This window comes from Bradyrhizobium sp. LB13.1, from assembly GCF_054056815.1.
This window is the reverse complement of sequence record NZ_JBSRYQ010000001.1, coordinates 3,121,471-3,148,405: the sequence shown is the minus strand read 5'-3', so window position 1 is coordinate 3,148,405 and position 26,935 is coordinate 3,121,471. Positions and strand designations below refer to the sequence as shown.

Below are 26,935 nucleotides of genomic sequence, written 5' to 3'. Positions count from 1 at the left end.
GGCGTAGCCCATGGGACTCTTCGAACGATACCTTACTCTCTGGGTTGCGCTTTGCATCGTGGCCGGCGTAGCGCTGGGACATGTCTTGCCAGGCTTCTTTGCTGCGGTCGCGACCGCTGAGGTTGCCAAGGTCAACCTGCCGGTTGCGGCGCTCATCTGGCTCATGATCGTGCCGATGCTGCTGAAGATTGATTTCGGCTCATTGGGCCAAGTCCGTGAGCATTGGCGCGGCGTGGGCGTTACCCTTTTCATCAACTGGGCCATAAAGCCATTCTCGATGGCGCTGCTGGGCTCGTTCTTCATCGGCCATGTGTTCGCACCGATGCTGCCAGCGGGCCAGATCTCGTCCTACATCGCGGGCCTGATCCTGCTGGCCGCCGCGCCTTGCACCGCCATGGTGTTCGTATGGTCCAACCTGTGCGAAGGCGAGCCTCACTACACTTTGAGCCAAGTCGCGCTCAACGACGTGATTATGGTTTTCCTGTTCGCACCGCTCGTGGGACTGCTGCTCGGGGTGGCCTCCATCAGCGTCCCCTGGGGCACGTTGCTCCTGTCGGTCTTGCTATACATCGTGGTCCCCGGGATCGTCGCGCAAGTGTGGCGAAGGGTGTTGCTGCAAAAGGGGGGAGCTGCATTCGCCCGCAGCCTGCGGACGCTGCAACCTCTTTCGCTCGTTGCGCTTCTGGCGACGCTGGTTCTCCTATTCGGCTTTCAGGGAGAGCAGATCGTCAGGCAGCCGGGCGTGATCGCGATCCTCGCGGTGCCGATCCTCGTCCAGGTTTATTTCAATGCGGGCCTGGCGTATTGGCTCAGCCAGCGGTTTGGCGTGGCCTGGTGCGTCGCCGCTCCAGCAGCGCTGATCGGCGCGAGCAACTTCTTCGAGTTGGCAGTCGCTGCCGCGATCAGCTTGTTCGGTCTGGACTCCGGCGCAGCGCTTGCAACTGTGGTCGGCGTTCTTGTCGAAGTACCGGGTGATGCTATCCGTCGTCCGCATCGTGAAGGCGACCAGAGGCTGGTACGAGGCAGGCGCTGGCAAGGCGGCCACTGCGGTTGAGGTCCGGCAATGACGACACTATCTATTCGCTGTGCCGACGTGCGCGAGCCCGCAACTGTCGTGGAGGCCCGATCGTGAGCGTCAGGATCTATCACAACCCCGCCTGCGGCACCTCGCGCAACACCCTGGCGATGATCCGGCAGAGCGGCGCCGAGCCCGTCGTCATCGAATATCTGAAGACGCCGCCATCCCGCAAAAAGCTGGTCGAGCTGATCAAGGCCCTGGGCATCTCCGCTCGCGCGCTTCTGCGGGAGAAAGGCACGCCCTATCGCGATCTCGGCCTCGACGACCCGAAATGGACGGACGACGAGCTGATCGACCAGATGCTCGCGCACCCCATCCTGATCAACCGTCCGATCGTGGTGACGCCCAGCGGCACACGCTTGTGCCGGCCCTCGGAAGCCGTCATCGATCTCCTGGACAATCCCGTCGGCCGGTTCGTGAAAGAGGATGGCGAGGTGGTCGAGGCCAAGTAGGTTCGCGAGAAATTCTAGCCCTTCGAGACGACCGCGCGGCCGTACGGCGGCTGGGCCGCGACCGGCGGGTTGGCGGTCTGGGCGGCGAGTTCGCCGATCAGCCGATCGGCATCGGCGGCCATGCCGTCGGGCGCCTGGATCACCAGCCGCTCCAGACCCCAGCGATACGACGAGACGCGCTGCTCGAGGCATTGCTGCACCCACTGGATGATCAGCGAATTCTCCTGCATGCGCTCGACCGCGTCCTCCTTCTCCTTCGGCGAGAGGCTGGAGATGCGCGCCATGCTGGCGTTGCGCTTCTTGTCGAGGTCGATGACGCGGATCGCAGAGCCGAAGAACGGCTCGAAGCGAGTGATGTCATTGCGCACGTCCTCGATCAGCTGCGCATAGCGCGAGGAATGCGAACGGTGCGGCTCGTCGATCAGCGTGCGTCCGTACATGGTGCGGTCGAACACGATCTTTTGCCGCCAGGGCGAGGGCAGCGCTTTGTAGTCGCCGAACACGCTCTTCCAGGCGGGCCGCGACAGCGGCGGCTCGATCAGGGGATAGGCGAGGTCGCGAAGCTGGCGCTCTTCGTCGGTGAGCTGGAATTGCGACGGCTTCAGGCCGATGCTGGAGGTGACTTCAGCGCCCAGCCAGCGATGCATGTCGTCGCTGCGCATGTCGGCGCGGGTCCGGCCGAAATCACCGCCGCTGCAGGCGGCGAGCGCAGCGCCCAGCGATACGAGCAGGATGGCCGCTACGACGGGGCGGATCTGGCGGAGGTTTTCCGGCATTGCAAAAGCCGGATGTTAGCGGCGACGACGACGGCGCCCCGGCGCTGTGCCCTGCTCCGGCCCGTGATCGCCGCGGGGCTCGTCGCTCTCGCGCTCGATGCGGATCACGGGGAGAATCAGAATCGTTCCCATGTCCGCGCGCGGAACCACGTCACCCGACGCGCCCCACCCGGCGACCGGCCGGAAATTCGATAATGGTCCCCATGATCAGCTCTCTATCAATTGCCGCGCGACCCGGCGCGCTCATGCAACATGCATTCATTAAGATCAGTTCATGGTTAACGGGGTGTAAACGTGCCGGCCGGACCGTAACCGCACGGGCCGGACCTACCGTCCCCTTGCGGCACGGAACGCTTCAAAACGCGCATTGGGCTTCACGCCTCGTTTTCCTTAACGAGCCTTTAAAGGAGCCCGCGATAGGCTAGCTGCCAGTATCTTTTCCAGGTCGCGTATCTCTCCATGACCAAGTCGCTGTTTCCAGGATTCGACGGGCTGATGTCCCTCTCCCGTCGCGAAGGCGTCGATGTTCGTCCGACGCTGCTGCGCGTGCTGACCGACCTCTATGTTCAGTCGAGCACCCACAGCGACGACGAGCAGCGCCAGTTCGTCGAGCTTGCCATGCGGTTGATCGACCAGGTCGACGACGCGACGCGCGCGGCCGTCAAGGCGCGGCTTGCGATCTATCCCTCGACGCCCGCCCCGATCATGCAGAAGCTCGGACTGTCGGCCGCGCAGGAGGGCCGCAGGGTTCCGCTTGCGCGCGAAATCCCGGTAGCTCCGCCTGCCCCCTCCCCGGTTCGCACGCCAACCGAGGCCGAGCAGCGCATGGCCTCGAATATGGCGATGCAGCCAAAGGACGCGGCCGAGATCCACGACATGTTCTTCCGCGCCGGCGCCTCCGAGCGCGCACTGATCCTGCACAATCTGGCGCAGACCCCGCTGAAGGCCGCGCCGCGGATTCCGACCGTGCGTGCCAAGCGCGCGATCCAGATCCTGGAGATGGCGGCGATCGCGGGCGATGTCGAGAATTTCACCTTCGAGCTCGGCGACAGCCTGATCCTGCCCTCGCGCGTCGCAGCCCAGATCGTCGACGATGCGAGCGGCGAAGCGCTCGCGGTCGCCGCGCGCGCGCTCGACATGCCGAGTCCTGTGTTCCAGCGCATCTTGCTGTTCTTTAAGCCGGAGATCGGCAACTCCGTGACCGACGTGTACCGGCTGTCGCGGCTCTACGATCGCCTCAGCGATCGCTCGGCGCTGGTGTTGCTGGCCGCCTGGCGCGGCTCGACACTCGCCGTCACCCGCGCGAAGTACCAGCCGTCGCTGCATGACAGCGATCGTCAGCGCGCGCGTGCGGGCGCAAGCCAGACGCGCCCGGGCGTGCAGCCCGGCTCCGCGCCTGCGGTGCGGACGGGCACCGACGGGTCGGATCGTTAGGCCTTCGCCAGTTCGAGGAAATGCCGCCCGGCGCGGTCTTCGGTCTCGACGATCCAGACGTCCTGATCGAAGCGTATTTCCTTGGTCAGCCGTTCCTCGATGGTGTGCTCCGGCAAGGGCTGCGGCGCAACCGGCACGAAGTAGCGATCGACGGGCCGGCCCTCGTCATAGACGGTCTGCGGCGCCGGTGCGTAGAGCATCGCATTGCCGTCGAGCAGCGACACTTTCACGAACACCGCGCCCGCCTCCTCGGCGCCGCGCCGGCGCACCGCGCCGAACACGCCCTCGGTCTGGCACCGGCGCAGATAGGCTGAGACCCAGATGTTTGATTTCAATCGCATGGGCGCACGATAGGCCAGGGCTGCAATGAGCACCAGCCTTCGGGCTTCGGACCCTGCGAAGCCTGATGCTTATTCGACGGGGTGGCCGATCGCGGCGCCGAGCTCGCGCAGCAGGCGGTCGGACACCTGACCGGTGACCTGCATCTTGTGCTCGCGCTCGAATTTCTGGATCGCGGACTGGGTCTCGCCGCCCATCGCGCCCGTGACCTTCAAATTCCCGTAGCCGTATTCGGACAGCGCGCGCTGCACACCGGCGATACGCCGCGCGGCCGGGCTCTGCTGCACCGGAATCGGCGCGGGCGGACGCGCGATGGCGACGGACGGCGGCACCGACGCCGTTTGCTTGACCAGATTAGTCATGGGATCGCCTGAGCGCGGCGTCGATGCGGTCGCCTCAACCGGCTTCTCCGGCGCCTTCTCCGCAGGTCTGGGCTCGGCACGAAACTCCGTCGCTCTCGGCTCGAGCGGCGAGGTATCGGCGCCGACGGGACGCGGACGCGGCAAGGGGTTCGACAACGGCAGGGATGACGGCGCAGGAAGATTGATCACGGTACCGAACATCGGCGCCGGATGCCGGCCGGTCTGGAGGAACAGCGCATTGGCAACGATCGCGCTGATGGCGGCAACGGCGACGAGACCGGCCAGCGTATCCTTCGGGCTGTGCAGCAGCACGCGCACCACGAGATTGCGCTCGGTTTCGACGTCGATCACCGCGGCCTTGGCGCCACGGCGGCGCGGAGCGGCTTCGTCCTTGGCAGACTTCTTAGGCACTTTTCTTCACCAGAGCGGGTTGGTCCTGAACTTGGTCGTGAGATTCCTGACGCGGCACCGGCGTCAGCGTCGCGATCTTGCTCTCGCTCGCCTCAGACGTCTTTTGATCGGAAGTCTTTTCATCAGACGTCTTTTGATCAGAGGTCTTGGCCTGGGGCGGCGTGTAGACGAGCGGCAGCTTGACGGTGACGGCGGTGCCCTCGCCAAGCCTGCTTTGTACCGTCAATTCGCCGAGATGCAACGCCACGAGGCTCTTCACGATCGAAAGTCCGAGGCCGGTTCCTTCGTGACGGCGCTGATAAGTCTTGCCGGCCTGGAAGAACGGCGCGCCGACGCGCTTGAGATCGTCAGGCGCGATGCCGATTCCGGTGTCGCTGATGCCTAGCGCAAGCTGCGAGCCCGACACCGCGGCTGTTACGGTGACCTGACCGCCGCGCTCGGTGAATTTGATGGCGTTGGCGACGAGGTTGAGCACGATCTGCTTGAAGGCGCGCGGATCGCCGGTCATGAAAGGCAGGTCCTGCGGCGCATCGGTGACGAGATCGACGCCGTTCTCCCGCGCCTTCAGCGCCAGCAGATTGCAGCAATGCATCAGCGATGCACGCGGCGCGAACGGCTCGGAGGCAATCTCGAAATTGCCCGATTCCATCTTGGACATGTCCAGGATGCCGTTGACGACCGAGAGCAGATGCTGGCCGGAATCGTTGATGAGCTGGGCGTATTCCCTGCGCTGGGCCGCGCCCAGCATCAAGGTCTGCTCCTGCGCGATCATCTCGGAGAAGCCGATGATGGCGTTGAGCGGCGTGCGCAGTTCGTGGCTCATGGTGGCGAGGAAGCGCGTCTTGGCGGCGTCGGCATCCTCGGCGGCGCTGCGCGCCCGATCGAGTGCCTGCTCGGAAAGCTTGCGGTCGGTGACATCGCGCATCACGGCGACGACATCGGCCTCGCGCGTGGCATCACGGCCCGCATCCTGATCGAGCGGGCGGCAGCGCAACTCGACCCAGATGAAATCAATTTGGCCACGCTCCGAGCCGACAGGCTCCCGGCGCAACCGGAACTCGACACTGCGTACGTCGCCGCGCGCGGCATCGGACAGCGCCGTCAGATACGCCGGACGATCGGCGACATGGACCCGGTCGAACAGGCCGTGGCCGAGCAGTTGAGCGACGGGCACACCGAGCATGGCTTCCACCGCCGGCGAGATGAACTGCACCGCGCCGTTGCGCCGATGCCGCGAGATGACGTCGCTCATGTTCCGCGCCAGCAGGCGGTAACGCTCTTCCTCACGCGACAGCAGCGCAAAGCTGGTGCGCGCGAGCGATTCCGCCCCGAAGGCGAGGCCTGCGGCATAGAGGGTCGCCGAGGCGACGCCGAACGCCATCAGCACGCCGCGCTCCGCGGCGCTGGTGTCGCCAATCGGCAGCCAGCCGAGCTGGCTGACAAGGATGAGGATGCCGGCGCAGGACAGTGCAAGCAGCGAGGCAAAGGCCGCGACACGGCGCGAGGCCGACAACGCAGCTTCGAGGGGAACCACGACCAGCCAGATCGCGGCGAATGATTCGATGCCGCCGGTCGTAACCGCAACCGCCATGATCAGGCCCGCGAGCGCCATCGACGACAGCACATGCGCGCCTTCGTAGCGCCCGGTGCGCGACAGGAACCAGGACAACAGGATCGGCGCGATCAGCCAGGCGAAGGCGGCGACCTCGATCGCGCTCGGCGCGCCGCGCATGGCGAGATAGACCGGGAATGCGGCAAAGGCGGCCAGGCTGCCGAGCAGACGCGGCGCCATGAAGGCACGATGGCGTGCTCGCGTCAGCGCGTCGTAACGCGCGGAGGGATGCAGCAGCGCATCGAGACAATCGCGGATGATACTCAAAACTGTCACGGATCTCGCGCTTCGGCTTACTCGTCGAGAAGACGTGCCGGAACGCCTCTCCTTATCGTGGGGTCACCGTGTCAGAGTGACCTTAAACGAACACTAAGGCGATGCGGCGTGCCGCCGGACACCGTGTCATCGCGGGGCTTTTTAGACGATTTGACGACGTCATCGGCAAGAATGGTGAACGCAGGGTTTCACCGTGATCCGCATGGTTTCGAAATGGTGGATGGGCGTGCCGGCAGAATCACGGGCGTGGGCGTCAATCGAAATTTACGAGACCCTCGATTTCGAAGATTTTTGCGTAAATTTTCTGCGAATTAAGCGGAAGGCAATCACTTGCGATTTATCGAGAGTTGCTAGGTCCGACATCCGCGGAGATGCCGCGGCGGGATCTAACATACAGGTCGCAAGATGCGCTTTCTGCTTCGCATCACATTCTGGCTCGGGCTGGTGCTGGTGCTCCTGCCGCGGGACAAGACGCCCGAATCGGACAAGCTGCCGCAGATCGGCGCCGCCGACGCGGTGCAGGCTGCGACCGCGGCCGTCTCCGACATGACCCAGTTCTGCAAGCGCCAGCCCGCGGCCTGCGAGGTCGGCGGACAGGCCGCGACCATCATCGGCCAGCGCGCACAGGACGGCGCGCGCAAGATCTACCAGATCATCAACGACAAGAAGGAGCAGCTCGAGAAGCCCGACAAGAAGGCGCCCGACCACACCGGCTCGATCGCGCTGGCCGGCGAAGGCGACACTGCTACGAGCGAAGCGCCGCGCGACACCCTATCCCAGGACGACCTTGCGCTGGAATGGCGCGGCCCGCCGCCTGCGCCAGCGAATTAGCCCCCAAACCCTATCGATTTCACGGCCTTGTCCCTATATTGGCCTGAACGGGAACACGGGCCAGCATGACGACGATCGACGAAATCAGGGACAATTTCGAGATTCTGGACGAGTGGGACGACCGCTACCGGTACGTCATCGAGCTCGGCCGTACCCTGGAACCGATGTCCGAGGCTGAGCATTCGGCCGAGAACAAGGTGAACGGCTGTGTCAGCCAGGTCTGGCTCCAGAAGCTGATCGATCATCGCCATGGCGGCGCGCCGATCCTGAAATATCGCGGCGACAGTGACGCCCACATCGTGCGCGGGCTGGTCGCGATCGTGCTGTCGCTTTACTCCGGCCGCACGCCGCAGGAGATTCTTGCAACTGACGCCATTGCCGTGTTCGACGAGTTCGGCTTTCGCGATCATCTGACGCCACAGCGTTCCAACGGCCTGCGCTCGATGGTCGAGCGTATCAAGACCGACGCGAAAGAAGCGCTCGCGGAAGCGTCCTGAGGACCCTCATGGTGAGGAGCGCGGAACGCGCGTCTCGAACCATGACGGCCCCGCTCTCGCCCGCGGCCGTCCTTCGAGACGCCCGCTTTGCGGGCTCCTCAGGATGAGGGCCGAGTGAGCTGATGTAACAGCGGCTCTACTTCCGCTTCCGCTGCTGCTGCCCCAGTCCCATCTGCTTCGCAAGCTGCGAGCGGGCCACCGCATAGTTCGGCGCGACCATGGGATAGTCGGCAGGCAGGCCCCATTTCTCGCGGTATTGCTCCGGCGTCATGTTGTACTGGGTGCGCAGATGGCGCTTTAGCGACTTGAAGCGCTTGCCGTCTTCCAGACAGACCAGATAATCCGGCGCGATCGACTTCTTCAGCGAGACCGCCGGCTTCGCCGGCTCGAGCGGCGCTGTCTCGGTGCGGCCTGACGACACCCGCACCAGGGCACCGTGCACCTGGCTGATCAGGTTCGGAATCTCAGCCGCAGGCGTCGGATTGTTGCTGAGATAGGCCGACACGATGCTCGCGGTCAGCTCAATGAAATTCTTAGCCCCGGCATCCGACATGGGCCCGACCTTTCTCGACCTTGCGTCTCACGGGATTGACGACGCGGAAGTATTCCGTGTCAACAATACGTTCGGCTGAAATGAGATGACTGACGAGGCTGGACTGATTTACTGGCGGTGCGACAAGAATAGCCACGCTTTACTTGCCTGCAGCAGATCTCAGGACCGCTGGTCGAGATGGGCGCGCAGCTCGTCGATCGAGGCAAAGCGCATCATGCCCTCGGGCATCTGCGCTTCGATCGAGCCGTCGGAATAGAGCGAATAGCCCATGCCATCGACGATGCCGGATTTGAGCACGGTCACGGGCGCCTGCTCGACCGCTGGAGCCGGCTCGGGTGCAGGTGGAGGAGCAGCCTCCGCGAAGGTCGACGGCGAGCGCGGCGGCGGGCGCCGCGAGGCGGCCGGCGGCTCCTGAGGCCTCATACGGTCCGGCTTCGGCCAGGCGTCGTCAAAGCTCGCAGGCGGACCATCCGGTGCGTCAGGCGCCGCCGGCGGCTCCGCATGCGGCAGCGGCGGCACGCCCTCGCCGCCCTTCGCCTCCGCGCGCTCGCGCTCCTTGCGGGAGGTCGAGGCGAACATCAGGTTACGCCGGCGCGGCGGTTCCGCAGCCTCAGGCAGGACCGGAACTTCCGGTTCCGGCGACGGCTCGATGCGCGGACGCTCCCGCGCGGCCGCTTCGTTCTGCCACGGCGGCGGCCCTGAGGCAGGCAATGGCGGCGTCGGCTCGATCTTCGCAAGGCCCACCGGCTCGGGCGCGGGCGTTCCAGGCATCCCGGGGCCCGGCAGGACGGGCCTGACCCGAACATCGGACGGTGCGACTGATCCAGCCAGCCGGCGCGCGATGCCCTTCAGTTCCGCGACGACGACGTAAAGGCCGGCCAGTAACATCCCGGAGCAGACGCCGATGGAGCCGGAGATTATGAGGGTGCTGCCGAGACTGAATTCCCTGACGGTAAAGCCAAACAGGATCGCAAGGAGGCCCGCCAGAACGGCGAAAATCCCCGCGATCAACAATACCAACGCCATCGAACTCACCCCCGGCCGCGCAGCCATACGCGACACCCGTCACGCCACGATACCGTCATACCGTGTTCCACGCCAACGTCGAATTGAAGCCTCTGTTCCTGAAGGGAAGGATATCAGGCACTTATTCACATTCCCTTCAGCTACGGATCGCTAGTTCTAAGTAGCTCCCAAGTTGGTCGGATTTGCTGCGTCGCATCAGGAATTTAGCCATAATGCCCAATTACTTGGTAATGGAACTGCGCTATAGGGATTCCGGGGAGCAGGCCCGCGCGCACCAGCAGGGCCAAGCGGGGATTCCGGGTCACCAATAGCCATGACATCCATCACGACCTCGGCGATCGACACGCCTCTGCGGCGCTCGGTTGAACGGACTTGCGACGATCTCGCCATGCTGGTGCTGGCTGCGGTCGCCGTCATTGCAGGCTTGACCTTCCGCGACTACGGGCTCGGCTGGGACGACTACACCCACGCTGAATATGCCGACCTGTTGCTGCGCATGTTCGGTTCCGGCTTCAAGGACACCGCGGCACTCTCCTTCGCCAACCTCTATATGTATGGCGGCGGCTTCGACATGGTCGCGGCTCTCCTGCACAAGGTGATTCCGCTCGAGCTGTTCGAGACGCGGCGTCTGGTCGGCGCCGTCGTCGGCGTGATCGGGCTTGCGGTGACGTGGCGGCTCGGCCGCCGCATCGGTGGCCCCCTTGCGGGACTTGCCTCGCTCCTGCTGCTCGCACTCTGCCCGATCTTCTACGGCCACATGTTCATGAATCCGAAGGATGCGCCCTTCGCGGTGGCCATGATCATCCTGATGCTGGGTCTGGTCCGCCTCGCCGAAGAATATCCGCAGCCTTCGCCGCGCACGATCCTGATCGTCGGCCTTGGCGCCGGCCTCTCGCTCGGCACCCGCATCCTTGGCGGCCTTGCGCTGGTCTATGCCGTGATCGGCTTCATGCCGCTGTTCCTGGAGGAACTGCGTGGCGAGGGCCCGCGCGAATCGGTCCGCCGCTTCGCTCATGTCGTCTATTTGCTGCTGCCCGGCCTCGTGCTCGGCTACCTCGTGATGGGGTTGATCTGGCCGTGGTCAATCATCGAGCCCGGCAATCCCTTCGAGGCGCTGACCTACTTCTCGCACTTCTTCGAGAAGCCCTGGAAGGAGATGTTCGACGGCGCGATCGTGTCCGTGCCCGACATGCCCTGGTGCTATCTGCCGACGCTGTTCGCGCTTCAACTGCCCGAAGTGATGCTGGTGCTGATGTTCGGCGCCGTGATCGGCACCTTCGCGATGCTGCCGCGTCGCGAGATTCCCGCCCGCCGCAAAACCATCCTCTTGATGCTGACGCTCGCCGCGACCCTGCCGCTCGCGATCGCGATGGTGAAGCGGCCGGCGCTGTACAACGGCATCCGCCACTTCGTCTTTGTGATCCCGCCGATGGCGGTGCTCGGCGGCGTCGCCTTTGGCTGGGCCATGGAGCGCCTGCGCGCCAATCACCGCACCTGGCAGCCGGTCGTGCTCGCGACCTTCTGCTTTGGCCTTGCGCTCTCGCTCGCCGAGATGATCCGGCTGCATCCGTATCAATACACCCACTTCAACCACATCGCCGGCACCGTGCGCGGCGCCGACGATCGCTTCATGCTGGATTATTGGGGCCTCGCGCTGAAGCAGGCCTCCGACGAATTGCGTGAGCAGCTCGTCGAGCGCCAGGAAGTGCCGCCGCGCAACCGCAAATGGAAGGTCGCCGTGTGCGGCCCGCAGCGCCCCGCCCAGGTCGCGCTCGGCCCCGACTTCACCATCGGCTGGGATTCCCATGCCGCCGATTTCGCCATTGACGCTCGGTGAGTTCTACTGCAAGGGCCTCACCGCGCCTGTGCTGGTCGAGATCAAGCGCGACGACGTGGTGTTCGCCCGCGTCTACGACATCCGCGGCAGCAGCATTTCCAGCCTGCTCTCGATCCCGGCGCCGTAATAATTTTTCTCTATGCGGGCCACGCCTAACTGCCGCGCTTTCAGCGCCTTGCCGCCGGCCATCACCAAGGCTACGCTCCCGCTCCGCAACAACGATGTTCGGAGAGATAGGCCATGTCGCCAGCGGAAGCTCGTCTGAAGGAAGTGCCGTCGAACATGACGGAGGCCGAGTGGCAGCAACGGGTCAATCTCGCCGCCTGCTATCGGCTTGTCTCGCTCTACGGCTGGGACGATCTGGTCGACACGCACATCTCTGCGCGCGTACCCGGCCCGGAGCATCACTTCCTCATCAATCCCTACGGGCTGATGTTCGACGAGATTACGGCGTCGAGCCTCGTCAAGGTCGATCTGCACGGCAGCCAGCTCTCCGAGAGCGAGTACAGCATCAACCCGGCTGGCTTCACCATCCATTCGGCGATCCACGAGGTGCGCGAGGACGCGATCTGCGTGCTGCATCTCCACACCCTCGACGGCACCGCGGTGTCGAGCAGCGCCGAAGGCCTGCTGCCGCTGAACCAGACCGCCCAGCTCGTCACCCACGACCTCGCCTATCATGACTATGAAGGCATCGCGCTCGACCATGACGAGCGGCCGCGGCTCCAGAAGGATCTCGGCGACCACAACCACATGCTGCTGCGCAACCACGGCACGATGACGGTCGGCCGCTCGGTCGCCTCGGCCTTCGAGCGCATGTATCACCTCGAGCGCGCCTGCTCGATGCAGGTGCGTACGCGCGCGCTGGGCACGCCGGTCTATCCGGTCGACGACATCGCGATCGACAAGAACACCGAGCTGCTCGCCAACCGCGACCGCGCCGAGCTGCGCGCTACCAACCTGGTGTGGCCGCCGCTGCTCCGCAAGCTCGACCGCGAGCTTCCGGGCTACCGGTCTTGAGATTTTCCGGATTTGGTGTAAGGTAGCGGTCAACTAACCTCTACACCTTTTCGAATAAAACGCCGTCCAATTCCGGGCGGCGTTTTTATTTGGTGCGGCCTGCTCTGCTCGTCATTGCGAGGAGCTCTTGCGACGAAGCAATCCAGACTGTTTCCACGGAGGGATACTGGATTGCTTCGCTTCGCCGCTTCGCTCGCAATGACGGGGATAGGGGGCGTTCCTACTTCACCTCCGCGAGCGCGGCGAGGATGCGGGCCCAGGAGCGGATGCCTTTCTGGAAGCTGCGCAGGTCGTACTTCTCGTTCGGCGAGTGGATATTGTCGTCGTCCAGACCGAAGCCGACGAGCAGTGAGTCGAGCCCCAGCGCGCGCTTGAAGTCGGCGACGATCGGGATCGAGGCGCCCGATCCCATCAGCACGGTCTCCTTGCCCCATTCCTCGGTCAGCGCGGTCTTGGCCGCGGCGAGCGGCTTCATGTTCCAGTCGAGCGCAATCGCAGGCCCGGCGGAATGGTCGCCGAATTCAACTCTGCAATCTCCCGGAATCCGCGCCGACACATACTCGCGGAAAGCCTTGCGGATCTTCGCGGGATCCTGGCCTTCGACCAATCGGAACGACACCTTTGCCGATGCGTGTGACGGAATCACCGTCTTGGAGCCCTCGCCGATATAGCCGCCCCAGATGCCGTTGACGTCGCAGGTCGGACGCGTGGAAGCCTGCTCGACCAGGAGCCGGCCCTTCTCGCCGGCCGGTATCGATAGCCCGACTGGCTTGAGGAACGTCTCCGGCGTGAAGTCGAGCTTCTTCCACTGCGCGAGAATGTCCGGCGGTGCATCCTTCACCCCGTCATAGAAGCCGGAGATGGTGATGCGGTTGTCGTCGTCGAACAGGCTGCCCAGAATTTTGGTCAGCACCCGGATCGGGTTCATCGCCGTACCGCCGAACACGCCTGAATGCAGGTCGCGATTGGCGGCGGTGATCTTCAGCTCTTCGTAGAGCAGGCCGCGCAACGACGTCGTGATCGCCGGCGTGTCGCGATCCCACATGCCGGTGTCGCAGACCAGCACGTAGTCCGCCCCAAACTCGGCCTTGTTGGCTTCGATGAATGGCACGAAATTCTTCGAGCCGACCTCTTCCTCGCCTTCGATCAGGAAAGTGACGTCAATCGGCAGCGAGCCCGTCACCTTCTTCCAGGCACGGCAGGCCTCGACGAAGGTCATGACCTGGCCTTTGTCGTCTTCGGCGCCGCGCGCGACGATGATCTTGCGGCCGTCTGCATGGTCGGTGACAACAGGCTCGAATGGCGGACGGTGCCAGAGATCGAGCGGATCGACGGGCTGCACGTCGTAGTGACCGTAGAACAGCACATGCGGCCGGCCACCGGCGACACTCTTGCCGACGACCGCGGGATGGCCGGCGGTCGGCCTCACTTCAGTCGCAACGCCGAGGCTCGCGATGTCCTTGGCCAGATGTTCGGCCGCCGCCTTGCAATCCGCCGCGAAGGCGGGATCGGCGGAGATCGACTTGATCCGCAACAGCGAGAACAGACGCTCCAGGCTGTTGTCGAAATCCTTGTCGATGTGGTCGAGCACGGATTGAAGCTGTGCATTGGCCATGGTCGTGTTCCCTGCGTTCAAGATGTCTTGGCTTTTAGCGCTGCCGCGGCCTTGGGACCAGCCGCATCCGGCGGATGGCGGATGTTCCATGCGAGGCTACCTGCGAGGACCGCCGTGGCGACGAGGTTATTGCCCCAGGCCTGAAAGACATTGGGAAACCACGGCAGCGACAGCAGCATGAGCACGCCGGCGGCGCCTAGGGCGAGCCAGGTTCCCAGGCGTACGTTCGCCCGCTCGTCGAAGGCGGCGCGATGCATCAGCACCGTCATCGGGAAGAACAGCCACATGAAGTAGTATTGCCGCGCCAGGGGCGATGCCACCGTCATCAGGCAGAACAGGATGCCGAGCTCTTCGGCGTCCGACCGCGCCGTTCGCCGCCCCTGCCGTGGCATGATCGCGACGAAGGCGAGTCCGAGCAACGCCGACAGCACCAGCACGATCCAGTTCGCCGTCCTGTAATCGACGTCAATGACATTCATCGTGCGCGGCGGCTTGTTGGCATCTTCCTGATTGTAGTTGATCGGCCGGACCAGCCGGTGCGTGACAGCAATGAGGGACTGGTTCACCCACGACCAGTTCTGCTCGTCGCGCTGGCCAAATCCCTTTTCCGAGCTCGACCCGACCATGCCCTGATACCAGGTCTTGAGCTCGGCGGCGTTGCGCTCGGAGCCGCGAATGGGTGCCGGCACGACATAGAGAAGCATGCCGGTGAAGGTAATTGTTGCAACGGCGGCCCCCCACTTCCGTCGCCAGACCAGATAGGGCAGCACCGCAATGGGAAACACCTTGATGGCGGTGGCGAGCGCGAACATGAAGCCTGCAAGCCAGGAGCGCTGATGCTGCAAGCTCCAGAAGCCGTAGAGCATCATCGCCAGCAGGACGAGGTTCGGCTGGCCGAGATCGAACATGTCGAACACGAAAGTCACGGTGACGAAAGCGGGCAGCGCCTCCAGCCAGGGGCCGGGCCTGTGGCCCGAACCGGTCATGGCGTTGGAAAACATTCCCGTGTACCACCACGCCACAATATTCAGGATCGACAGCACGGTGTAGAGCGCGACCTTGCCGAACCAGCTCGGGATCGCCAGCAGGATTGCCGGCAGCGGTGGGTAGATGAACTCGAAGTACTCATGGATGTCGTCGGGATAGAGCGGCCCACCCTGCAAGACCTGCTGCCCGGCCCAGTACCACAGCCCGTAATCCTTGGTCTTGCCATGCCCGAAGATCTCGGGACCGAGGACGTCGGCGGCCAGGATGAAGCAGCAGAGCAGGAAGAGCAGGTCGAGCGGCGCACGCAGCGACAGGGTTCGGAGTGCGCCGGGTTCGGCGAAAGATTCAGGTGAGGTCACGGTGTGGTCCAGTCATGGGCCATAGCACCTAGCAGACCGATGGACGCTTGGAGAGTCCTGTTCACCCGAATTTGTTCCCGTCGCGCATCAGGCAACTTCCCGAAAACGGCCTGATACGGCGAACGGCCTAAAACGGCGACTGCATGCCTAGCGCCGCAGCAAGCCGCCGAGCGCGCCGCGGACCAGCGTGCGGCCGATCGAGCCACCGAGCTTGCCGGCGACCGATTTGCCGATATTGGCCGCCATCCCCCCGATCACCTGGTTGGTCACCGATCGGGTCATGTCGCGCGCGATGACCTGGCCCGTCGACAGGCGGCCGCGCTTGACGTTGGTGCCGAAGATGGTGCCGACGATCGAGCCGATCTGGCCGAGGATGCCGCCGCCTCCACCGCCCGCCGCGCCTGGATCGGCAGGCGCAGCCGTGCCGGCAATGCGCTTCTGGATCATCTCGTAGGCGGACTCATCATCAACGGCGGTGTCGTATTTGCCCTTCACCGGGCTTGCATCCATGATCGCCTTCCGCTCTGCCGGCGTAATCGGTCCGATCCGGGCCGAGGGCGGCCGGATCATCACCCGCTCGACCATCGCGGGCGTGCCGTTGCCTTCGAGAAAGGACACCAGCGCCTCACCCTTGCCGAGCTCCATGATCACCTTGGCGGTGTCGAGCTTCGGGTTGGGCCGAAAAGTCTGGGCCGCGGCGGCGACCGCCTTCTGGTCGCGCGGCGTGAAGGCGCGCAGCGCGTGCTGCACCCGGTTGCCCAATTGCCCGAGCACGCGGTCGGGCACGTCGACCGGGTTTTGCGTCACGAAATAAACGCCGACGCCTTTGGAGCGGATCAGACGCACCACCTGCTCGATCTTGTCCATCAGCGCCTTGGGCGCGTCGTTGAAAAGCAGATGCGCCTCGTCGAAGAAGAATACCAGCTTCGGCTTTGGCAAATCGCCGGCCTCCGGCAGCTCCTCGAACAGTTCTGACAACATCCACAGCAGGAATGTCGCGTAAAGCCGTGGGCTCTGGAGCAGCTTGTCGGCGACGAGAATGTTGACCATGCCGCGGCCGTCGCGGTCGGTCTTCATGAAGTCTTTCAGCGTCAGCGCCGGCTCGCCAAAGAATTTGGTGCCGCCCTGGTTCTCCAGCACCAGAAGCTGGCGCTGGATGGTGCCGACGGTGGCCTTGGTGACGTTGCCAAAACCCTGCGCGGCTTTGCGAATCTCGGCGAGCGGATCCGCCGCGGCGTCCGGCCCCTTCTTGCTGCTGTCGGGCACGATGGCATCGAGTAGCGCCCGCAAATCTTTCATGTCGATCAGGACAAGGCCGTTGTCGTCGGCGACGCGGAAGGCGACGTTGAGCACGCCTTCCTGCACGTCGTTCAGGTCGAGCATGCGTGCAAGCAGCAGCGGGCCCATTTCCGTGACGGTCGCCCGCACCGGGTGTCCCTGCTCGCCGAATACGTCCCAGAACACCGTCGAGAACTGGTCCGGCTGGAATGTCAGCCCCATCTCGGGTGGCGCGCTTGAGGATGAAGTCTTTGGCTTCGCCAACCTCGGAGATGCCGGAGAGGTCACCCTTGATGTCGGAGGCGAAGACCGGAACGCCGGCGCGCGCAAATCCTTCCGCCATGACTTGCAGCGTCACCGTCTTGCCGGTTCCCGTTGCACCCGTGACGAGGCCGTGGCGATTGGCGAGTGCCAGCGTCAGCCACGCCTGCTCGTCTCCCTTGCCGACGAAGATCTTGTCGTCGGTGTCGCCGAGCTCGCTGTCCTGTGCGGTCATTATTCTCTCTGATCTCTCTGCCGTGTTTCGCGTATCGAAACTCGAATGCACCAGTTCCGTACTTTAACGCATGTTGCGCGCCGATTAAAACCATTCAACGCGCTCCAAGCATGCGACATTATCGGAAACATGCGAGCAGCATCCGTCGAAAGTAGGAACGACGCATTTGCACCGCGGCATTTTTTCGCCGATTCCATCTCCGCTCTTGCATAGCTGCAACACTTGCCGCGCGTTCGAGAGTGAATCGGAACGTTGGTGGCGTTCATCGCTTGTATTTCACATCGCACCGGCTCAAGATCATTTTCGAAAACAATACCCGGCATGTGAACCGGCTGAGGGGCAGGCCATATGGACGAGCTGATCGGACGGCTGGCGACAATCGCCAGCATAGATAGTGCTGACGCTGAAAAGACGATCGGCATTATCCTGGGCTTCCTCCGCAACGAGGGGCCTTCCGACAGTGTCCAGACCCTAATCGATCATATCCCCGGTGCGGAGGCCGCAATCGAGGCGTCCAGGAGCGGCGGCGGACTGTCGCGGCTGATGGGCGGCGGCCTGATGGCCGTCGGCACGCGCCTGATGGGCCTGGGACTTGGCATGTCCGAGATTCAGAACGTCGCCCGTGAACTTTTTCGCTTCGGCCGAGACAAAATCGGAGCGGATCAGATGGGCAAGATCATCGCGGGGACACCGGGCCTCAGCCAGTTCGCCTGAAGCTTGCGCATTTCATATCGAGTATCATGACATATCCGATCTCCGAGATTGAGGGCCTGTCGACCTTTGCCGCCAACAAGTTGAAGGCGCAAGGTATCCGCACAACCGACGCGCTGCTCGAAGCGGCCTCAACCGTGAAGGGCCGCAAGGCGCTCTCCGCCAAGACCGGCATCAGCGAGCAGCTGCTGTTGGAATGGGCCAACGTCTCCGACTACATGCGTATCCCCGGCATGGGCAGGGCCAAGGTCGGACTGGTCCGCGCCGCCGGCGTCACCACCGTGCGCGAGCTCTCCTATCGGAATCCGGCAAGGCTCGCCCAGAGCATGCGCGATGCCAACGAAAAGAAAAAGCTGCTCCGCATCCTTCCTTCCGAGAAGTCGGTCGGCGACATCATCGCCAAGGCGAAGAAGCTGCCGCCGAAGATTTCGTATTGATGGTAGCTCCGTCATCCCCGCGCAACCGCGAAGCGGTTGTCGGTTGAGGTGCGAGGCACGGGACGCGACGCGTCCTGTGGAGAGCCTTGAAGGATGAACGGCCACCGCTGCCACCACTCGGAGAGCGTCGGGCCGTCGCCCTTCGAGGGCCGCTGAAGAAGCGGCCAGCTCAGAATGGTGATAGAGTGGCACGTATTTGCGCTCCCCTCCCTTCTTGACTCCCCCTTCCCGACCGCGCAAAGCGACGCGCATGAATGCCTCGCTTTCCCCATCCGTCCCGGCGGCCGGTTCAGTCGGGCCTGACGTGCTGCGGACGCTTCTCGAGCGGCCGATCCCGGCGGTGATGGGCGTGCTCAACATCACCCCGGATTCCTTCTCCGACGGCGGCGAATTCATCGCGCCCGAGCAGGCAATCGCGCGGGCGCGGGCCATGATCGAGGCAGGCGTCGACATCATCGATATCGGTGCCGAGTCCACCCGACCCTACAAGGGTGCCCGGCCGGTCACGGCGGAAGACGAACTGGTACGGCTCAAGCCGGTGCTGGCAGGCGTCGTGTCGCTCGGCGTGCCGGTCTCGATCGACAGCATGAAGGCGGAGGTGGTGGCGTTCGCGCTCGCTCAGGGCGCTGCGATCGCCAACGACGTCTGGGGCCTGCAACGCGACGCCGGCATGGCGCCGCTGGTGGCCGCCAAAGGCGTCCCCGTCATCGTCATGCACAACCGCGACAGCGTCGTTCCCGCTATCGACATCATCGCGGACATGACCGTGTTCTTTCAGCGCTCGCTCGACATCGCCGCACAAGCCGGCATCGCCCGCGACAAGATCGTGCTCGATCCCGGCATCGGCTTCGGCAAGACGGCCGAGCAGAGCATGACCGCGCTGGCGCGGTTGCGTGAGTTCGACATGTTCGGCCTGCCGGTCCTGGTCGGCGCGTCGCGCAAGCGCTTCATCGCTTCGGTGTCGCCGTCGGAGCCGAAAGAGCGGCTCGCCGGCTCGATCGCCGCGCATCTGATCGCCGCGCAGCGCGGCGCAAAAATCATCCGGACCCATGATGTCGCCGAGACCTTGCAGGCCCTGCGAGTGGCGCATGCAATCGAGAGCAAGCCATGACCGATACGATCTTCGTAACCGGCCTGTCGATCCATGCCCGTCACGGCGTGATGGAGCACGAGACCGAGGTCGGCCAGCGTTTTGTCATCGACCTCGAGCTTTATACGGACCTGTCGGAGCCTTCGCGCAGCGACCGGCTAGCCGACACCGTGTCCTACGCCGACGTCGTGGCGACCACGACGGCCGCGTTCAAGAACACCAATTACAAGCTGCTGGAGCGCGCGGCCGGCGCGGTGGCCGACGCCATCCTGTCGCACTTTCCGCGCATCCGTGCGGTCAAGATTACCGTGCACAAGCCGCATGCGCCGATCGCCGCGATCTTCGACGACGTCGGCATCATGCTGACGCGCTCGCGGCAGCCCTGACATGGCAAGCGTGCTGATCGCACTCGGCGGCAATGTCGGCAATGTCCGCGCGACGTTCCAAAAGGCGATCGCCCATATCTGCGGCATGGCGCAAGCTGCGATGATCGCGCGCTCGTCGGACTATTCGACGCCGCCTTGGGGCGACGAAGACCAGGATCCATTCATCAACGCCTGCGTCGAGATCGAGACCGATCTCGATCCGCACGCGCTGCTGTTCGTAATGCAGAAGGTCGAGCAGAAATTCGGCCGCACGCGCGACAAGGAGCGGCGCTGGGGCCCGCGCACGCTTGATCTCGACATGATCGCCTATGACGATGTGTCGTTTCAGAAGCCCGATTTGACGTTGCCGCATCCGCGCCTGTTCGTGCGCGCCTTCGTGCTGGTGCCGCTGGCCGAGATTGCGCCCGACCGCGTGATCGCCGGCATTCGTGTGCGCGACGGGCTAGCCAGCGTCTCGGCGCAAGGCATTGAGCGGCTTCCGGATACCGGTTAACCAAAAACAACCGTTTGCAGGGACGGCCGGCCGTGGCAATTTCGCCCGCGCACAACAAGATTTCCGGGAGCCCTTGGCCGTATGACCTCCGTGACTGACGACCTGCCGCTGGCGGCGGATTTTCCCAAGGCGACCGTCGAAGACTGGCGCAAGCTGGTCGATGGCGTGCTGAAGGGCGCGCCGTTCGAAAAGCTGGTCGGCAAGACCTATGACGGTGTCAGGATCGAACCGCTCTATCCGCGCGCCAAAGGCGTTGCGCCCGTGGTGGGGCGGCTGGCGGCGGCGCCCTGGCAGATCATGCAGCGGATCGACCATCCCGATGCAAGTGCGGCGAATGCGCAAGCTCTGACCGATCTCGAAAATGGCGCGACGGGGCTTGCACTGGTGTTCGCCGGCGGCAATGGCGCCCACGGGTTCGGGCTGGAACCGACCGCAGACGCAGTCGCAAAGATCTTGAAGGACGTCCATCTCGATGCCGGCATCGGCCTCGAGCTTGAGATCGGTCCGCAATCGCGGATGGCGGCGATCCATCTCGCGGAATATGTGAAGGGCAACGGCATCGATCCCGGTGCCTGCGACATCCGCTTCGGGCTCGACCCGCTCGCGGCGGGCGCGGTGTGGGGCCACAGCCCTTATAGCTGGGAGGAGATCGTTCCTGCCGTGACCGGCGGCATCAAGGGCCTCGTCGCGCTCGGCTTCAAGGGGCCGTTTGCTTCGGCCGACGGACGCGTGATCCACGATGCCGGCGGCTCCGAGGCGCAGGAGCTCGCCTTTGTGCTCGCCTGCGGTGTCGCCTATTTGCGCGCGATTGAAGGCACCGGCGTTCCGCTGGAGCAGGCGCAGGGCATGGTCTATGCGCGGCTTGCGGCGGATGCAGACCAGTTCCTCACCATGGCAAAATTCCGCGCGCTGCGGCTGCTCTGGGCGCGCATTGAGACGGCGTGCGGGCTGACGCCAAGGCCATTGTTCGTCGCCGCCGATACCGCTTGGCGCATGCTGACGCAGCGCGATCCCGATGTGAACATACTACGCGCGACCATGGCGACGTTTGCGGCGGGACTCGCCGGCGCCAACGCAATCACCGTGCTGCCGCACACGCTGGCGCTGGGTCTGCCCGATCCGTTCGCGCGGCGCGTGGCCCGCAACACGCAAGCCGTGCTGCTGGAAGAAAGCAACCTCGCCAGGGTCAGCGATCCGGCGGCGGGCGCAGGCGGCATCGAGACGCTGACGGCGCAGCTCTGCGACGCGGCCTGGGCACTGTTCCAGGAGAGCGAGAAAGCCGGCGGCGCTTTTGCCGCTCTTCAGCAAGGCGTGTTCCAGGGCAAGGTCGCGGCCGCGCGAAAAGCGCGTGAGGCCAGCATCGCAAATCGCCGCGACGTGTTGACCGGCGCCAGCGAGTTCCCGAACCTGCATGAGCGCGAGACGGCGGTGCTGAACGGGACGCCGGTCGCGCTCGCGCCCTACGGCGAGCAAAAATACAAGTTCGACGCGCTGTCGCCGATCCGGCTGGCGGAACCGTTCGAGGCGCTGCGCGACAAATCGGACGCGGCGTTGAAGGCGCGCGGCGCGCGCCCAAAAGTGTTTTTGGCCAATCTCGGCACGCCCGCCGATTTCACGGCGCGGGCGACCTTTGCCAAAAGCTTGTTCGAGACCGGCGGCATTCAGGCCGTCGACAGCGAGGGCTTTGCCGATCCATCCCAGTTAGCTGTCGCGTTCAAGGCCTCCGGCGCCGAGTTCGCCTGCCTTTGTTCCAGTGACAAGGTTTATGCGGAACATGCCGAAGCAACGGCGAAGGCCCTGCAAACCGCAGGTAGCAGACTTATCTATCTGGCAGGCCGCCCGACGGATACCGAGGCGGCGCTGCGTGCCGCCGGCGTCACGGGCTTCGTCTTCGCCGGTGGCGATGCGCTTGCGACATTGCAGGACGCCTATCGACGGATGGAGCAGCCATGACGGAAGCAGGCAAACCCGTTCTCACCGGCGGCTGCCAATGCGGCGCGGTCCGCTTTGCATTGACGGAAGCACCTTACAAGGTTTCGATCTGTCACTGCCGGATGTGCCAGAAGGCGAGCGGCGCGCCGTTCGCCTCGTTCGCCGACATCAACCGGACGGATTTTTCCTGGACCAAGGGGAAGCCGTCGTTCTTCCGCTCCTCCTCCATCGCCGACCGCGGCTATTGCGCCGCCTGCGGCACGCCGCTGAGTTTTGGCCGCATCGACGGCGACCGGATCGAGATCATGACCGGCGCCTTCGACCGCCCCGACCAGATCGTGCCGACGCGGCAGTTCGGCACCGAATCCCGCCTGGGCTGGGTGGTCGGCATCTCCAATTTGCCGAGCCAGACCACGCAGCAGAATTACGGACCGGAGAAGATGGCGACCATCGTGAGCCATCAGCATCCGGACCATGATTGAGCGCCTATGATATGGTTGAAACCATGAGCCGCATTCCGAACTTCGCAGACATCGCCTTCGAGCGGACCACAAGCGCCGCGCCATCAGGCAGCGCCGAGCCCTGGCTGACGCCCGAGGGCATTCTGGTGAAACCCGCCTATGGCGAGGCCGATCTCGCCGGGCTTGATTTCCTCGATACCTATCCGGGCATCGCGCCCTATCTGCGCGGCCCTTACCCGACCATGTATGTCAACCAGCCCTGGACCGTCAGGCAATATGCCGGCTTCTCCACGGCGGAGGATTCCAACGCATTCTACCGCCGCAACCTCGCAGCCGGACAGAAGGGCCTCTCGGTCGCCTTCGATCTCGCCACCCATCGCGGCTATGACAGCGACCATCCGCGCGTCGGCGGCGACGTCGGCATGGCCGGCGTTGCGATCGATTCCATTTACGACATGCGCACGCTGTTTGCGGGAATTCCGCTCGACCAGATGAGCGTGTCCATGACCATGAACGGCGCGGTGCTGCCGATCCTCGCGCTCTATGTCGCCGCCGCGGGCGAACAGGGCGTGGCGCCGGAAAAGCTCTCAGGGACAATTCAGAACGACATTCTGAAAGAGTTCATGGTGCGCAACACCTATATCTATCCGCCCGCGCCTTCGATGCGGATCATCTCGGACATTTTTGCATACACCTCGCAGAAAATGCCGAAATACAATTCGATCTCGATCTCCGGTTATCACATGCAGGAGGCCGGCGCGACGCAGGACCTCGAGCTCGCCTATACGCTGGCCGACGGCGTCGAATATCTTCGCGCCGGCCTGGCGGCGGGCCTCGACGTCGACCGCTTCGCGCCGCGGCTGTCGTTCTTCTGGGCGACCGGCATGAACTTCTTCATGGAAGTCGCCAAGATGCGCGCCGCGCGGCTGCTCTGGGCGAAGCTGCTCAAGCCGTTCAATCCGAAAGACCCGCGTTCGCTCTCGCTGCGCACGCATTGCCAGACATCGGGCTGGTCCCTGACCGCGCAGGATGTCTTCAACAACGTGATGCGCACCACCGTGGAGGCGATGGCGGCGACGCAGGGCCATACCCAGTCGCTGCACACCAACGCACTCGACGAGGCGCTGGCGCTGCCGACCGATTTCTCCGCGCGCATTGCCCGCAACACCCAGCTCTTCCTCCAGCAGGAGAGCGGCACCACTCGCATCATCGACCCCTGGGGCGGCTCGTATTACGTCGAGCGCCTCACGCGCGACCTCGCTGCCAAGGCGTGGAGCCACATCCAGGAGGTCGAGGAGCTCGGCGGCATGGCGAAGGCGATCGAGGCCGGCGTGCCGAAACTGCGCATCGAGGAAGCTTCGGCCAAGACCCAGGCCCGGATCGATGCCGGCAAGCAGGCCGTGATCGGCGTCAACAAGTACAAGCCGACGGACGAAGCACCGATCGACATTCTCAAGGTCGACAACACCAATGTCCGCCGGCTCCAGATCGACAAGCTGACGCGGCTGAAATCCGAACGCGACCAGAAGGACGTCGACGCCGCCCTCGCAGCACTCACGCGCTCGGCCAGCGAAGGCAACGGCAATCTGCTCGCGCTCGCCATCGACGCCGCGCGCGCGAAGGCGACCGTCGGCGAGATTTCGGACGCGATGGAAAAGGTGTTCGGCCGGCACCGCGCCGAGATCAAGTCGATCACCGGCGTCTACAAGCGGGAGGCGTCCAGCATGGGTAACCGGGTCGAGAAGGTTCAGGCGCTGATCGACGCCTTCGAGGAAGCCGAAGGCCGCCGCCCACGCATCCTGGTCGCAAAAATCGGCCAGGACGGTCACGACCGCGGCCAGAAGGTGATCGCGTCAGCCTTCGCCGACATCGGCTTCGACGTCGACATCGGGCCGCTGTTTGCGACCGCCGACGAAGCCGCGCGGCAGGCAGTCGAGAACGACGTGCACATCCTCGGCGTCTCCTCCCTCGCCGCCGCCCACCTCACGGCGGTACCGGAATTGAAGGCCGCGCTGAAGAAGCAGGGCCGCGACGACATCATGATCATCGTCGGCGGCGTGGTGCCGCCACAGGATTACGACGCGCTCTATGCCGCGGGCGCCGAAGCGATCTTCCCGCCCGGCACGGTGATCGCGGACGCAGCCGAGGAGTTGATCCGCAAGCTGAACGCCCGGCTCGGACATAGCGAGGCGGCGGAGTAGCGTCGCCGTCGATCTCAGGCAAGAAGGACATTGCGTGATATTTTCCGCGCCAACGTTCACGCACACACTGGCTGTGATCGCAGCTTGCGGCGCGTTGTTGGGTCCCTCTCTCGCCGCCAACCCCAAGCCTGACGCCGTCATCAAAAACAAGAGCATCGAGGCCCGCGTCTTCCTCGACGACAAGATCAAGGCCGATGCGGCGTTGGCGGCCGACTGCCTCTCCGAAGGCAAAAAGTGGCTCGACAAGAACGCGGCTGAAGCTGCCGCCTCGCGCAAAGAGGATCCGCAGTTCTTCAAGGACGGCGGCTGGGACTTTGAGCGCAAATATGCGATCCGCTCCGTCGTCGCCGAGCGCTATGTCAGCATTCTCCGCAACGACTACATGGATACCCACGGCGCCCATCCCAATTCGGACGTGAACACGATCCTGTGGGATAAAGCAGAGAACAAGCGCATCTCGATCCGCCCGTTCTTCACCGAGACCGCCGACAGCGGCCCAACCATGAAGGCGATGGTAAAGGCCGTGATCGCCTCGCTGAAGTTCGAGAAGAAGAAGCGCGATACTAGCGAGACCGCGACCGATGAATGGTTCAAAAGCGTGGAGCCGAGCCTGCTCAAGATCGGCGCTGTGACGCTCGCGCCTTCGACCGATGCGGGCAAGAGTTCCGGGCTCACCTTCCACTACCCGCCCTATGCAGTCGGACCCTACGCCGAGGGCGAATATGTCGCATTCGCGCCGTGGGAAACGCTGAAGCCTTATCTCACCGCGGAAGGCACCCGCATGTTCGGCGGCGCGCGCCCGAAGGCCGACGCGGAAGAGCCGCAGTGACCATCGTTTGAGCAGCGCCGCATTGCTCACAACGCGCTGGTAGCGCTACCTTGCAGCGGCGCTGCAAAGCCGACTAGAATGCCGCCATTGACAAGAGCGCCCGGTATCACGGGCGCCGCTGGGAGGCATTCATGTCCAAGATTACGCGCCGCACCTTTGCGGCCTCAACTGCCGCGGTCGCGGCATCCGCCGCTTTCGGCCTCACTCCCGCATTTGCGCAAGCCTACCCGGCGCGGCCCGTCACCGTGATCGTGCCCTGGGGCGCGGGCGGCGGCACCGACGCGACTGCGCGGATTGTCGCAGCCCTTCTGGAAAAGGATCTCGGCCAACCCTTCAACGTCGTCAATCGCACCGGCGGGTCCGGCGTCGTCGGCCATACCGCGATCGCGACCGCGCAGCCCGATGGCTACACCATCGGCATGCTCACGGTCGAAATCTCGATGATGCACTGGCAGGGGCTGACCGAGCTGGCGCCGAAGAGCTACACCCCGCTGGCGCTGATGAACGAGGACCCGCCGGGTATCCAGGTCTCCTCCTCCTCGCCCTACAAGACGGTGAAGGAGCTCGCCGAGGCGATCAAGGCGGCCCCTCCCGGCAAGTTCAAGGCCTCGGGCACCGGCCAGGGCGGCATCTGGCATCTCGCGCTGGTCGGCTGGATGCAGGCAATGGGCCTGCCCGCCAACCAGGTCGCCTGGGTGCCGTCGAACGGTGCCGCGCCCGCAATGCAGGATCTCGCCGCCGGCGGCCTCGACCTCACCACTTGCTCGGTGCCGGAAGCCCGCGCCATCATCGAGGCCGGCAAGGCCAGGAGCCTTGCCATCATGGCGCCGGCGCGCAATCCGATCTTCAAGGACGTGCCGACGCTGAAGGAGGCGATGGGCATCGACTACGCGACCGGCGCCTGGCGCGGGATCGGCGCGCCAAAGAACCTGCCGCCGGAGATCGCGACGAAGCTCACCGCCGCGCTGAAGAAGGTTTATGATTCCGCCGAGTTCAAGGACTTCATGAGCAATCGCGGCTTCGGCACGGTGTGGGGCGATGCCGGCCAGTTCGGCAGCTTCATGGACAAGGGCGACGCCCAGATGGGCGAGGCGATGAAGGCGGCGGGTCTGAGCAAGGCGTGATCCGGCATCCGGCACCGGGATGATGCCGGGAT

23 protein-coding genes and 4 pseudogenes are annotated in these 26,935 nt (G+C 64.4%); 17 read left to right on the top strand and 10 right to left on the bottom strand.

Annotated elements, in window-relative coordinates; genetic code table 11:
• Positions 1–10: 10 nt before the first annotated feature.
• A pseudogene (gene arsB / locus ACVWYI_RS14830) lies at positions 11–1,067 on the top strand (ACR3 family arsenite efflux transporter).
• A 61-nt stretch (positions 1,068–1,128) separates the two neighbouring features.
• On the top strand, positions 1,129–1,530 hold the full coding sequence (gene arsC / locus ACVWYI_RS14825; RefSeq protein ID WP_456662437.1) for an arsenate reductase (glutaredoxin): 402 nt from the start codon (positions 1,129–1,131) through the stop codon (positions 1,528–1,530).
• Positions 1,531–1,544: 14 nt separating this feature from the next.
• On the opposite strand, the gene ACVWYI_RS14820 is transcribed toward arsC, so the two are convergent.
• The gene (locus tag ACVWYI_RS14820) at positions 1,545–2,306 is read right to left on the bottom strand and encodes a hypothetical protein (protein ID WP_456662436.1); all 762 of its coding nucleotides are present in this window, start codon (positions 2,304–2,306) and stop codon (positions 1,545–1,547) included.
• Positions 2,307–2,321: 15 nt separating this feature from the next.
• Positions 2,322–2,511, bottom strand: a pseudogene (locus tag ACVWYI_RS14815) (hypothetical protein).
• Between the two features lie 254 nt (positions 2,512–2,765).
• Here ACVWYI_RS14815 and ACVWYI_RS14810 point away from each other — a divergent pair.
• Positions 2,766–3,740, top strand: a complete 975-nt coding sequence (locus ACVWYI_RS14810; protein ID WP_456662435.1) for a DUF2336 domain-containing protein — start codon at positions 2,766–2,768, stop codon at positions 3,738–3,740.
• Here ACVWYI_RS14810 and ACVWYI_RS14805 read toward each other — a convergent pair.
• From ACVWYI_RS14805 to ACVWYI_RS14795, 3 genes are all read right to left on the bottom strand, one after another.
• Positions 3,737–4,081 (bottom strand): DUF1491 family protein, encoded by a 345-nt coding sequence (locus ACVWYI_RS14805; RefSeq protein WP_456662434.1) that lies wholly within the window; start codon positions 4,079–4,081, stop codon positions 3,737–3,739. The genes ACVWYI_RS14810 and ACVWYI_RS14805 overlap by 4 nt on opposite strands.
• A 69-nt stretch (positions 4,082–4,150) precedes the next feature.
• Positions 4,151–4,852 carry a peptidoglycan-binding protein gene (locus tag ACVWYI_RS14800; protein ID WP_456662433.1) on the bottom strand — a complete coding sequence of 234 codons (702 nt, stop codon included), beginning with the start codon at positions 4,850–4,852 and terminating at the stop codon, positions 4,151–4,153.
• Positions 4,845–6,740 carry a PAS domain-containing sensor histidine kinase gene (locus ACVWYI_RS14795; protein WP_456662432.1) on the bottom strand — a complete coding sequence of 632 codons (1,896 nt, stop codon included), beginning with the start codon at positions 6,738–6,740 and terminating at the stop codon, positions 4,845–4,847. Before ACVWYI_RS14795 ends, ACVWYI_RS14800 begins: the two co-directional genes overlap by 8 nt.
• A gap of 405 nt (positions 6,741–7,145) precedes the next feature.
• On the opposite strand from ACVWYI_RS14795, the gene ACVWYI_RS14790 reads away from it, so the two are divergent.
• Positions 7,146–7,571 carry a DUF5330 domain-containing protein gene (locus ACVWYI_RS14790; protein WP_247349913.1) on the top strand — a complete coding sequence of 142 codons (426 nt, stop codon included), beginning with the start codon at positions 7,146–7,148 and terminating at the stop codon, positions 7,569–7,571.
• A 65-nt stretch (positions 7,572–7,636) separates the two neighbouring features.
• A complete protein-coding gene (locus ACVWYI_RS14785) occupies positions 7,637–8,068 on the top strand; it encodes a SufE family protein (protein WP_247349912.1) in 432 nt (143 codons plus the stop codon).
• A 136-nt stretch (positions 8,069–8,204) separates the two neighbouring features.
• Here the strand turns inward: ACVWYI_RS14785 and ACVWYI_RS14780 are convergent, their stop codons facing one another.
• Together ACVWYI_RS14780 and ACVWYI_RS14775 are read right to left on the bottom strand one after the other, a co-directional pair.
• Positions 8,205–8,621 (bottom strand): MucR family transcriptional regulator, encoded by a 417-nt coding sequence (locus tag ACVWYI_RS14780; protein WP_036005917.1) that lies wholly within the window; start codon positions 8,619–8,621, stop codon positions 8,205–8,207.
• A gap of 159 nt (positions 8,622–8,780) precedes the next feature.
• Positions 8,781–9,647 carry a DUF308 domain-containing protein gene (locus ACVWYI_RS14775; protein ID WP_456662431.1) on the bottom strand — a complete coding sequence of 289 codons (867 nt, stop codon included), beginning with the start codon at positions 9,645–9,647 and terminating at the stop codon, positions 8,781–8,783.
• 313 nt (positions 9,648–9,960) lie between these two features.
• Here ACVWYI_RS14775 and ACVWYI_RS14770 point away from each other — a divergent pair.
• Together ACVWYI_RS14770 and ACVWYI_RS14765 are read left to right on the top strand one after the other, a co-directional pair.
• Positions 9,961–11,611, top strand: a pseudogene (locus ACVWYI_RS14770) (ArnT family glycosyltransferase).
• Positions 11,612–11,724: 113 nt separating this feature from the next.
• Positions 11,725–12,504, top strand: coding sequence for a class II aldolase/adducin family protein (locus tag ACVWYI_RS14765; RefSeq protein WP_456662430.1), 780 nt, complete (start codon positions 11,725–11,727; stop codon positions 12,502–12,504).
• 220 nt (positions 12,505–12,724) lie between these two features.
• On the opposite strand, the gene ACVWYI_RS14760 is transcribed toward ACVWYI_RS14765, so the two are convergent.
• The 3 genes and pseudogenes from ACVWYI_RS14760 to ACVWYI_RS14750 form a co-directional block, all read right to left on the bottom strand.
• Entirely contained in the window at positions 12,725–14,119 is a 1,395-nt protein-coding gene (locus ACVWYI_RS14760) for a M20/M25/M40 family metallo-hydrolase (RefSeq protein WP_456662429.1), read from the bottom strand.
• Between the two features lie 17 nt (positions 14,120–14,136).
• Complete coding sequence (locus ACVWYI_RS14755; RefSeq protein ID WP_456662428.1) at positions 14,137–15,465, bottom strand: glycosyltransferase family 87 protein; 1,329 nt, start codon at positions 15,463–15,465, stop codon at positions 14,137–14,139.
• 147 nt (positions 15,466–15,612) lie between these two features.
• Positions 15,613–17,239, bottom strand: a pseudogene (locus ACVWYI_RS14750) (helicase HerA-like domain-containing protein).
• 348 nt (positions 17,240–17,587) lie between these two features.
• Here ACVWYI_RS14750 and ACVWYI_RS14745 point away from each other — a divergent pair.
• From ACVWYI_RS14745 to ACVWYI_RS14700, 10 genes are all read left to right on the top strand, one after another.
• On the top strand, positions 17,588–17,953 hold the full coding sequence (locus ACVWYI_RS14745; protein WP_247349904.1) for a DUF2267 domain-containing protein: 366 nt from the start codon (positions 17,588–17,590) through the stop codon (positions 17,951–17,953).
• 26 nt (positions 17,954–17,979) lie between these two features.
• Complete coding sequence (locus ACVWYI_RS14740; RefSeq protein WP_211394090.1) at positions 17,980–18,387, top strand: DUF4332 domain-containing protein; 408 nt, start codon at positions 17,980–17,982, stop codon at positions 18,385–18,387.
• Positions 18,388–18,637: 250 nt separating this feature from the next.
• Positions 18,638–19,498: a dihydropteroate synthase gene (gene folP, locus ACVWYI_RS14735; protein ID WP_354107167.1), complete on the top strand. Its 861-nt coding sequence runs from the start codon at positions 18,638–18,640 to the stop codon at positions 19,496–19,498.
• A complete protein-coding gene (folB, locus tag ACVWYI_RS14730) occupies positions 19,495–19,863 on the top strand; it encodes a dihydroneopterin aldolase (protein ID WP_247349902.1) in 369 nt (122 codons plus the stop codon). The genes folP and folB overlap by 4 nt, the downstream gene beginning before the upstream one ends.
• Before the next feature lies 1 nt (position 19,864).
• The gene (folK, locus tag ACVWYI_RS14725; protein WP_354107166.1) at positions 19,865–20,356 is read left to right on the top strand and encodes a 2-amino-4-hydroxy-6-hydroxymethyldihydropteridine diphosphokinase; all 492 of its coding nucleotides are present in this window, start codon (positions 19,865–19,867) and stop codon (positions 20,354–20,356) included.
• A gap of 81 nt (positions 20,357–20,437) precedes the next feature.
• Complete coding sequence (locus ACVWYI_RS14720; protein WP_456662427.1) at positions 20,438–22,309, top strand: methylmalonyl-CoA mutase family protein; 1,872 nt, start codon at positions 20,438–20,440, stop codon at positions 22,307–22,309.
• Positions 22,306–22,770, top strand: coding sequence for a GFA family protein (locus ACVWYI_RS14715; protein WP_354107164.1), 465 nt, complete (start codon positions 22,306–22,308; stop codon positions 22,768–22,770). The genes ACVWYI_RS14720 and ACVWYI_RS14715 overlap by 4 nt, the downstream gene beginning before the upstream one ends.
• A gap of 23 nt (positions 22,771–22,793) precedes the next feature.
• Positions 22,794–24,950, top strand: a complete 2,157-nt coding sequence (scpA, locus tag ACVWYI_RS14710; RefSeq protein ID WP_456662426.1) for a methylmalonyl-CoA mutase — start codon at positions 22,794–22,796, stop codon at positions 24,948–24,950.
• 94 nt (positions 24,951–25,044) lie between these two features.
• Complete coding sequence (locus tag ACVWYI_RS14705; protein ID WP_456662425.1) at positions 25,045–25,779, top strand: RsiV family protein; 735 nt, start codon at positions 25,045–25,047, stop codon at positions 25,777–25,779.
• Between the two features lie 131 nt (positions 25,780–25,910).
• A complete protein-coding gene (locus tag ACVWYI_RS14700) occupies positions 25,911–26,903 on the top strand; it encodes a tripartite tricarboxylate transporter substrate binding protein (RefSeq protein ID WP_247447780.1) in 993 nt (330 codons plus the stop codon).
• Positions 26,904–26,935: the final 32 nt, after the last annotated feature.

Excerpts from the sequence above, each read along its gene's own strand:
- ACVWYI_RS14820 (WP_456662436.1), bottom strand. The coding sequence starts at position 2,306 with ATGCCGGAAAACCTCCGCCAGATCCGCCCCGTCGTAGCGGCCATCCTG.
- ACVWYI_RS14810 (WP_456662435.1), top strand. The coding sequence starts at position 2,766 with ATGACCAAGTCGCTGTTTCCAGGATTCGACGGGCTGATGTCCCTCTCC.
- ACVWYI_RS14805 (WP_456662434.1), bottom strand. The coding sequence starts at position 4,081 with ATGCGATTGAAATCAAACATCTGGGTCTCAGCCTATCTGCGCCGGTGC.
- ACVWYI_RS14790 (WP_247349913.1), top strand. The coding sequence starts at position 7,146 with ATGCGCTTTCTGCTTCGCATCACATTCTGGCTCGGGCTGGTGCTGGTG.
- ACVWYI_RS14785 (WP_247349912.1), top strand. The coding sequence starts at position 7,637 with ATGACGACGATCGACGAAATCAGGGACAATTTCGAGATTCTGGACGAG.
- ACVWYI_RS14780 (WP_036005917.1), bottom strand. The coding sequence starts at position 8,621 with ATGTCGGATGCCGGGGCTAAGAATTTCATTGAGCTGACCGCGAGCATC.
- ACVWYI_RS14775 (WP_456662431.1), bottom strand. The coding sequence starts at position 9,647 with ATGGCGTTGGTATTGTTGATCGCGGGGATTTTCGCCGTTCTGGCGGGC.
- ACVWYI_RS14765 (WP_456662430.1), top strand. The coding sequence starts at position 11,725 with ATGTCGCCAGCGGAAGCTCGTCTGAAGGAAGTGCCGTCGAACATGACG.
- ACVWYI_RS14760 (WP_456662429.1), bottom strand. The coding sequence starts at position 14,119 with ATGGCCAATGCACAGCTTCAATCCGTGCTCGACCACATCGACAAGGAT.
- ACVWYI_RS14745 (WP_247349904.1), top strand. The coding sequence starts at position 17,588 with ATGGACGAGCTGATCGGACGGCTGGCGACAATCGCCAGCATAGATAGT.
- ACVWYI_RS14740 (WP_211394090.1), top strand. The coding sequence starts at position 17,980 with ATGACATATCCGATCTCCGAGATTGAGGGCCTGTCGACCTTTGCCGCC.
- folP (WP_354107167.1), top strand. The coding sequence starts at position 18,638 with ATGAATGCCTCGCTTTCCCCATCCGTCCCGGCGGCCGGTTCAGTCGGG.
- folB (WP_247349902.1), top strand. The coding sequence starts at position 19,495 with ATGACCGATACGATCTTCGTAACCGGCCTGTCGATCCATGCCCGTCAC.
- folK (WP_354107166.1), top strand. The coding sequence starts at position 19,865 with ATGGCAAGCGTGCTGATCGCACTCGGCGGCAATGTCGGCAATGTCCGC.
- ACVWYI_RS14720 (WP_456662427.1), top strand. The coding sequence starts at position 20,438 with ATGACCTCCGTGACTGACGACCTGCCGCTGGCGGCGGATTTTCCCAAG.
- ACVWYI_RS14715 (WP_354107164.1), top strand. The coding sequence starts at position 22,306 with ATGACGGAAGCAGGCAAACCCGTTCTCACCGGCGGCTGCCAATGCGGC.
- scpA (WP_456662426.1), top strand. The coding sequence starts at position 22,794 with ATGAGCCGCATTCCGAACTTCGCAGACATCGCCTTCGAGCGGACCACA.
- ACVWYI_RS14700 (WP_247447780.1), top strand. The coding sequence starts at position 25,911 with ATGTCCAAGATTACGCGCCGCACCTTTGCGGCCTCAACTGCCGCGGTC.